Consider the following 6,726-nt stretch of genomic DNA (forward strand, 5'->3'; position numbering starts at 1 on the left):
CCCGCCACGGCCGCGCCGAGGCCGATGTGCTGCTCACGGCGGGCGCGGCCGAGGCGTTCGTGCTGCTGGCCCGGGCGCTGCGCCCCCGCCGCGCCGTGGTGGTCCACCCCCAGTTCACCGAGCCCGAGGCCGCCCTGCGCGCCGCCGGGCACCCCGTCGACCGGGTCCTGCTGCCCGCCCCCGCCTTCCGGCTCGACCCGGCGACGGTGCCCGAGGATGCCGACCTCGTCGTCGTGGGCAACCCCACCAACCCCACGTCGGTGCTGCACCCCGCCCGGGACCTCGCCCGGCTCGCCCGCCCGGGCCGCGTCCTGGTCGTGGACGAGGCGTTCGCCGACTGCGTCCCCGGCGAACCCGAGTCGCTGGCCGGGCGCACCGACCTGCCGGGCCTGGTCGTCCTGCGCAGCCTCACCAAGACGTGGGGGCTGGCCGGGCTCCGCGCCGGCTATCTGCTGGCGGCCCCCGGGCTGACCGCCCGACTGGCCGACGCCCAGCCCTTGTGGTCGGTGTCGACGCCCGCCCTCGCGGCCACCGAGGCGTGCTGCGCGCCCGCCGCGCTCGCCGAGGCCGAGGCGTGGGCGCGGTCGCTGGCCGCCGACCGCGCCGCGCTCGCCGACGTCCTCACCGCCGCCGGACTGCGCGTCACCCCGGGCGCCGCCGCCTCGTTCCTGCTGGTCCGCGCCGACGGCGGGGACCGGCTGCGGGAGCGGCTGCGCGAGCGCGGCATCGCGGTGCGGCGCGGCGACACCTTCCCCGGACTCGGCCCCGATTGGCTGCGCGTCGCCGTCCGGGACCGGGGGACCTCGCTCCGACTCGCGCGGACTCTGGCAGAGTTGCGGTGAGCCGAGCCGCGGACCCGCGGCGCGCCCGGCGGGGGAGCCGGCGCCGCGCGCGGCGGCGAGGGGGGACCATGTGCTGCACCGATCAGCCTTCGACAGCGCCGGAGGAACACCATGACGGGTGACGACCACCGATCCGCGGCGGACCGCCGCGGCACGGGCGAGGACCGGGGGCGCGCCGCGCCGCCGTTCGGCGGACTCCTGGACGACCTGCCCGAGGCGGGGCGCGGGACGGGCGGGGGCGCGCCCGCGTCGCGCGCCAACCCCTTCCACACGACGCCGCGCGACCCCGCCGGGCCGCCGCGGCCCAACGTGATCCCGTTCCGCGGCGGCCACGAGCGTACGGCGCCGGCCGCCGCCGACCCGACGCCCGCGGCGCCGCCGGCCCCGGAACCGGCCGCCGCACCGGAGCGGGCGGCCGCGCCCGAGCCCCCGCCCGCCCCGGAAGCGGCCCCCGCCCCGGAGCCCGCCCCCGCGGCGCCGCCCGCCGAGCCCGCCGAATACGCCGAGCCCGCCGAGGCGCCCGCCGCCCCGGGCCGGCACGCCTACGCCGAGGCCGACCGCGACGCCGTCTACCGCGCCATCAGCGAGCGCCGCGACGTGCGCGTCGGCTTCCGCTCCACCCCGGTGCCCGACGAGGTGCTCACCCGGGTGCTGCGCGCCGCCCACCAGGCGCCCTCGGTCGGCTACTCCCAGCCGTGGGACTTCATCGTCGTCCACGACCCCGAGGTCCGCGCCCGCGTGCACGAGCTGGTGCACCAGCAGCGCGAGGAGTACGCCGGGGCGCTGCCGGGGCCCCGCGCCCGCGCGTTCTCCGGGCTCAAGGTCGAGGCGATCCTGGACACCCCGGTGAACGTCGTCGTCACCGTCGACCCCACGCGCGGCGGCCGGCACACGCTCGGCCGGCACGCCCAGCCGCAGACCGCCGGCTACTCCGCCGCGCTGGCCGTGGAGAACCTGTGGCTGGCCGCCCGCGCCGAGGGCCTCGGCGTCGGCTGGGTGAGCTTCTTCCAGGAGCGCGACCTCGCCGCCGCCCTCGACCTGCCGCCGCACCTGGAGGTCGTCGCCTACCTGTGCGTGGGCTACGTCGAGGACTTCCCGCCAGAACCCGAGCTGGCGCTGGGCGGCTGGGCGAAGGGGCGCCCGCTGTCCTGGGCGGTCCACCGCGACCACTACGGCCGCCGGGGCCTGCCCGGCGAGGAGCCGACCAGTCTGCTGGAGGAGACCATCGGCGCCATCGCCGCCCCGCACCAGCGCTCCCTGGACGAGGCGCGCGACCGGCAGGCGCGCATGACCAAGCCGCCGGGCTCGCTGGGCGTCTTGGAGGACGTGTCCGTCCGGCTGGCCGGGCTGGCGGGGGAGTGCCCGCCGCCGCTGCCCGAACCCGCCGCCGTCGCCGTGTTCGCCGGCGACCACGGGGTGCACGCCCAGGGGGTGACCGCCTGGCCGCAGGAGGTCACCGCGCAGATGGTGCGCAACTTCCTCGACGGCGGCGCGGTCGTCAACGCGTTCGCCGCGCAGGTGGGCGCCGAGGTGACCGTGGTCGACGTGGGCGTGGCCGCCGACCTGCCGTCCGTCCCCGGGCTGCTGCCGCGCAAGATCGCGCGCGGCACCGGCGACATCACCGCCGGGCCGGCCATGACCCGCACCCAGGCCGAGTACGCCGTCGAGGCCGGGGTGGAGGTCGCCCGCGACCTCGTCGCGGCGGGCAACCGCTGCCTGGTCACCGGTGACATGGGCATCGCCAACACCACGCCGTCGGCCGCGCTCGTCGCCGCGTTCACCGGGGCCGACCCCGCCGACGTCACCGGGCGCGGCACCGGCATCGACGACGCCGTCCACGAGCACAAGATCGACGTCGTGCGGCGCGCCCTCGCGGCCCACCGGCTCGACCCCGCCGGCGACCCGCTGGGCGTGCTGGCGGCCGTCGGCGGGCTGGAGCACGCCGCGCTCACCGGCTTCATCCTCGGCGCCGCCGCGCTGCGCGTGCCGGTGCTGCTCGACGGGGTCATCGCGGGCGCCGCTGCGCTGGCCGCCGCCGCCATCGCCCCCGACGCCATGCACGCCTGCTTCGCCGGGCACCGCTCCGCCGAGCCCGGCCACGCCGCCGCACTGCACCACCTGGGGCTGCGCCCGCTGATCGACCTGGAACTGCGCCTGGGCGAGGGCTCCGGGGCGCTGCTGGCGCTGCCGCTGCTCCAGGGGGCCGCGCGGGCGCTGCGCGACGTCGCGACGTTCGACTCCGCGGGGGTGGCCGAGCGCGGGTGACCCGTTCGCATAGGGTGAAGGGACGCACACGACAACCTGATATGCCGCGAAACGCAGGCGTAATGCCGGTTTGACACTTTATCCTTCTTGGCACCGACGCAACACGCGCCCCACGAGCGTCGCAGATCTGGAGGACAGCCCTCGTGACGTATCTCCTCGGCCTCCGCATGGACGGGCGCGGCGTGCTGGTCGTCGGCGGCGGGCGCGTGGCGCAGCGGCGCGTCCCCGTCCTCCTCCAGGCCGGCGCCCGCGTCACCCTCGTCGCCCCCGAGGCCACCGCGGCCCTGGAGGACCTCGCCGACTCCGGCCGCATCACCTGGCACCGGCGCGGCTACCGGGCCGGCGACCTCGCGGCGCTCGGCGACTTCTGGCTGGTGCACGTCGCCACCGACGCCCCCGAGGTCAACACGCTGGTCTCCGCCGAGGCCGAGGCCGCCCGGCTGTGGTGCGTGCGCGCCGACGACCGGCACGCCTCCACCGCCTGGACCCCCGCCAGCGGAACGGCGGCGGGCGCCACCGTCGGCGTCGTCGCCAACGGCGACCCCCGCCGCGCCGCCGGGCTGCGCGACGCCGTGGTCGACGGCCTCGCCGACGGCTCGATCGACGCCCGGCGCGGCCGCGAGCGGCTGCGCGGCGTCGCCCTGGTCGGCGGCGGCCCCGGCGACCCCGGGCTCATCACCGTCCGCGGCCGCCAGCTCCTCGCCCAGGCCGACGTCGTGGTGGTCGACCGGCTGGCGCCGACCTCGCTGCTCGACCAGCTCCCCGCCGACGTCGAGGTCGTCGACGCCGCGAAGATCCCCTACGGCCGGTCCATGACCCAGGACGACATCAACCGCGTCCTGGTCGACCGCGCCCGCGCCGGGAAGTTCGTGGTCCGGCTCAAGGGCGGCGACTCCTTCCTGTTCGGCCGCGGCGGCGAGGAGGCCGCGGCGTGCGCGGCGGCGGGCGTCCCCGTCGTCGCCGTCCCCGGGGTCACCAGCGCGCTGGCGGCGCCCGCCGCCGCCGGGGTGCCCGTCACCCATCGGGGGGTCGCCCAGGACGTGCACATCGTGTCGGCGCACGTGCCGCCGGGCGACCCGCGCTCCACCGTCGACTGGGCGGCGCTCGCCCGCTCCGGCGGTACCATCGTCGCGCTCATGGGGGTCGAGCGCCTGGCCGCCATCGCCGACGCGCTGGTGGCCCACGGCCGCCCGCCGGCCACGGGCGTCGCCCTCGTCCAGGACGCCACCCTGCCCACCCAGCGCACGGTCACCGCCACCCTCGCCACCGCGGCGCGGGTCGCCGCCGACGCCGCCATACGCCCGCCCGCCGTCATCGTGATCGGAGAAGTGGTCACCGCGGCCCGGGAACTTGACATACTGCACGAGGGGCGTGACGATCCGGCGGCACGGACGACCGCCGCGGACGCCGGCGCCGGCGACCAGCCCGTCGAGGGGAACCGGGTCTTGTGACCGCGAAGACTGAGGAGAAGGGCGGAAGCGCTATGTCCCGGCCGCCTGCGATGCCGGAAGCGACAGGGGCGGGCGGAGCGGCGCCGCGCGACGCCGCCGCCCGCGGGTCCCGCAGGGCCAAGCACCGCGGCGCGTCCGCCGACACCCGCTTCGAGAAGGTGCTGGACACCCTGCGCGCCCGGGTCCGCGGCATCGAGTTCGCCGAAGGGCTGCCCGGCGCCGCCGAGGGCGCCGCCGCCCGCACCGACGTGCTGCACCAGCTCGACGACTACGTCCTGCCGCGCGTGCGCCGGCCCGACACCCCGCTGCTGATCGCCGTCGCCGGCTCCACCGGGGCGGGCAAGTCCACCCTGGTCAACAGCCTCGTGGGCGAGCAGGTCACCACCACTGGCGTGCGCCGCCCCACCACCAACAGCCCGGTGCTCGCGTGCAACCCGGCCGACGTCGACTGGTTCAGCGAGGCCCAGTTCCTGCCGGCCCTGCCCCGCGTGCGCCAGCAGGGCCTCGCCATGCCCGGCAAGGACGGCATGCTCGTCCTCGCCCCCAGCGAGTGCATGCCCGAGGGCGTCGCCCTCCTCGACACCCCCGACGTCGACTCCGCCGTCTCCGCCCACCACGAGTTCGCCGCCAAGTTCCTCGACGCGGCCGACCTGTGGGTGTTCGTCACCACCAGCCGCCGCTACGCCGACGCCCGCGTCTGGGAGTTCCTGCAGGTGGCCCGTGACCGCGACACCTCCCTGGCCGTGGTGCTGTCGCGGGTGCCCAAGCGCGGCCGGCGCGAGCTGGTCGACCACTTCGGCGCCATGCTGGAGGCCAACGGCCTCGGCGGCGCCGCCCGGTTCACCATCCCCGAGACCGACCAGATCGCGGGCGAGCGGTTCACCTCCACCACCGTCGACCACGTCCGCGACTACCTGGCCGACGTCGCCGGCGACCTCGCCCGCCGCGACCGGGTGTCGCGCCGCACGTTCATCGGGGTCATCGACAGCTTCCGCAGCCGGGTGCCCGAACTCGCCAAGCAGGTCGAGGTGCAGGTCGAGGTCGGCCGCACGCTGGAGTCCGCCGTGCGGTCGGCGTTCGACTCCGCCGTGGCCGACATCGACACCGCCCTGCGCGACGGCTCCCTGCTCCGCGGCAACCTGCTCGCCCGCTGGCACGACATCGCCGCCAGCGGCGAACTCGCCCGCACCATGCGGCTGCGCGGCAAGCGCAAGGACAAGGCCGCCGAGGCCGCCGCGCCGCGCGTCCACGGCCTCCAGCAGGCCGTCCGCGACGGCCTGGAGGCGCTGATCCTGGCCGCCGCCGAGCGCGCCCGCGACGAGGTCGCCGACAGCTGGGAGACCGTCCCCGGCGGCGCCGACCTGGTCACACGCGCGGGCGGGCGCGGCCCGGTCGGCGACCTCGCCGGGCGCACCCGCGACACCATCGCCGAATGGCAGGCCCGCGTGGGCGAGCTGATCGCCGCCGACGGCGCCACCAAGCGGTCCGTCGCCCGGTTCCTCACCTTCGACAAAGAGGCGTTCACGCTCGTCCTGATCGTGGAGCTGCTCGGGTACGGTGCGGTGGAGGCCAATGGGACGGCGCCCTCCGGGCCCGCCCCGCAGCGGCTGCTCAAGGGCCTGTTCGGGGCCGAGTCCCTGCGCAGCATCGGGGCGCTGGCCCACGACGACCTCCGCCGCCGCATCGGGGTGCTGCTGCTGGCCGAGCGCACCCGCTACACCGACACCCTGGCGGCCGTGAAGCTGCCCGACGAGGACGACGCCGTCCAGCTCTACCAAGCCACGTACAACCTTGAGATTGCGCGATGACGACTCAGCGGAACCCCGCTCACGCCGATGAGGACGCCGAGGACCCCCGGGCCCGGACGGACGGCCCGGCGGCAGCCGCGCACGGCCCCGACCGCGACACCCCCGCGGCCGAGGGCGACTGGGACGGCTACGTCGTCCCCGAGCCCGAGCCGCACGACGCGGGCTGGATCCCCGCGGCCGACACCTCCTGGCCCGCGAGCCGCCCCATCGGGCCGCCCGCCGACTCCTACCCCGCGCTGCGCCGCGCCGTCGACGCCAGCGGGGGCCGCACACCGCCCCCCGGCGCCGGCGGCGATCCCGCCCCGGCCCGCGAACCCGGCGGCCACCGCGCCGCCACCCCGCCGAAGGGCACGCCCGTCG

Annotated in this window: 4 protein-coding genes and 1 pseudogene; all 5 read left to right on the forward strand. The window is 77.6% G+C overall.

Annotation, left to right across the window (positions count from 1 at the left end; translation table 11 throughout):
- Nucleotides 1-842, forward strand: an 842-nt coding sequence (gene cobC / locus NT8_RS26450; RefSeq protein WP_067975340.1) for an Rv2231c family pyridoxal phosphate-dependent protein CobC, incomplete at its 5' end; no start/stop codon positions are given.
- Between the two features lie 111 nt (nucleotides 843-953).
- Nucleotides 954-3,107, forward strand: a complete 2,154-nt coding sequence (cobT, locus tag NT8_RS26455) for a nicotinate-nucleotide--dimethylbenzimidazole phosphoribosyltransferase (protein ID WP_067975343.1) — start codon at nucleotides 954-956, stop codon at nucleotides 3,105-3,107.
- Between the two features lie 143 nt (nucleotides 3,108-3,250).
- Nucleotides 3,251-4,558 carry a uroporphyrinogen-III C-methyltransferase gene (gene cobA, locus NT8_RS26460; protein ID WP_084469304.1) on the forward strand — a complete coding sequence of 436 codons (1,308 nt, stop codon included), beginning with the start codon at nucleotides 3,251-3,253 and terminating at the stop codon, nucleotides 4,556-4,558.
- Between the two features lie 32 nt (nucleotides 4,559-4,590).
- Nucleotides 4,591-6,366 carry a GTPase gene (locus NT8_RS26465; protein WP_067975349.1) on the forward strand — a complete coding sequence of 592 codons (1,776 nt, stop codon included), beginning with the start codon at nucleotides 4,591-4,593 and terminating at the stop codon, nucleotides 6,364-6,366.
- Nucleotides 6,363-6,726 (forward strand): annotated as a pseudogene (locus NT8_RS26470) (hypothetical protein); the annotation flags it as partial. The gene NT8_RS26465 and the pseudogene NT8_RS26470, both read left to right, overlap by 4 nt.

Origin of the sequence: Nocardiopsis trehalosi NBRC 14201 (genome assembly GCF_001552555.1) — a bacterium.
In the GTDB taxonomy this organism is placed as follows: domain Bacteria; phylum Actinomycetota; class Actinomycetes; order Streptosporangiales; family Streptosporangiaceae; genus Nocardiopsis_B; species Nocardiopsis_B trehalosi.